The sequence below is a fragment of the Frankia sp. CoWAU3 genome (assembly GCF_977971855.1).
On the sequence record NZ_CDWWXB010000295.1, the window covers coordinates 2,186 to 3,370 of the forward strand.

Sequence of the window (1,185 nt, forward strand, 5' to 3'; positions counted from 1 at the left end):
CCCCGCGAACCAGCCGCCGGCCGGTGCTCCGCCGTGGACGCCGGGCACCCGGCCCGGCCCGGCCCGGCTCGGCCCGGCCCGGCCACCCCCGGTCGGCGACGAACAGCCGATGACACCGACGGACCCGGGCACTGCGACACCGGTACCCACCACGGCGACAAGCTGCCCGACGGGCGCCCCACTCGGGGGTGCGACGACCGCACCGCCCTGCTGAACCCGCCGCACGGCCCCTCTGCTGAACCCGCCGCACCGTCGCGTCACGCCACCGTCCGGCGTCCTGGTGCTCATCCACCACGCACCGGAGACTCTGACTGTGGCAAACCGGCTACGCGACCGCCGCCTTCGGCGTCGCCACAAGATAGCGAAGCGATCGGATCTAGGAAAAATTTAGGAGAACGGAACGGTGATGCAGGCCGCCCGCGGACCGGCGGATCCGGCTTCGCCGGGCATGCCACTCGTCCCGTGCTCGTGGAGCACGACCGCCCTGGCACCGCCGGCTCGGAAGTTCCAGTCGACGACGGCGAACGCCTGGCCGTTGCCGTCGGCGTCCGTACTGAAATCCAGCCAGACCTCGTTGTGTGGATTGGCGTACGCCGGATCGACAGAGGGTTGTACCGGGTCCGGCGCGTTCTGGTAATGCGGCCCGGCCGCCGTACCCGTCGCGCCGCACGCCTTCTGATGAACATGCGCCCCGTACCTGTGGCCGGGCAGCAGCCCCTGAACCACCAAGCCCACCACGGTACGAGGTCCGCCGGCCGCCAGTACGACCGCCCCGGCGCCGACCGGAACGAGATGCCGGTCGTAGGTGACGGCCGCCGGTGGCTGCTTCTCGTTCCAGGTCGTGAACGCGACCGGCTCCGCGACGACCCTCGTGGCGCTCGGAGCCGCCGGTGCCACCGCCGAGGCCGCAGCGGCGAACAACGCGGTGAACAAGCCGAGGCCGGCCAGAGTGATCGACAGACGCCGTCGCATGAGGATCCTTTCAGCGGCTAGTTCAGTGGCTCGGGAACGCCGTTCACGTGGGACGAGCCTAGCCTGGCCACGTGTCCGTTCACGGGTGGCGGCTTGGACAGCCCTGTGTTGATGTTGGTTTAGGCGGCGAGGGCGGGCGCAGGATTGGTCGCTTGTAGGACCGGCATCCAGGGGTTACCCGCGAGGGCGAGGCGGATCGCGTCGATGGCGGTC

General features: G+C 70.6%; 1 protein-coding gene and 1 pseudogene. Both read right to left on the reverse strand.

The window, feature by feature from the left end; all coding sequences use genetic code 11:
• Positions 1 to 225: pseudogene (locus AC08ON_RS17410) on the reverse strand (hypothetical protein); the annotation flags it as partial.
• Positions 226 to 387: 162 nt separating this feature from the next.
• The gene (locus AC08ON_RS17415; protein ID WP_476608564.1) at positions 388 to 972 is read right to left on the reverse strand and encodes a superoxide dismutase family protein; all 585 of its coding nucleotides are present in this window, start codon (positions 970 to 972) and stop codon (positions 388 to 390) included.
• Positions 973 to 1,185 lie beyond the last annotated feature (213 nt).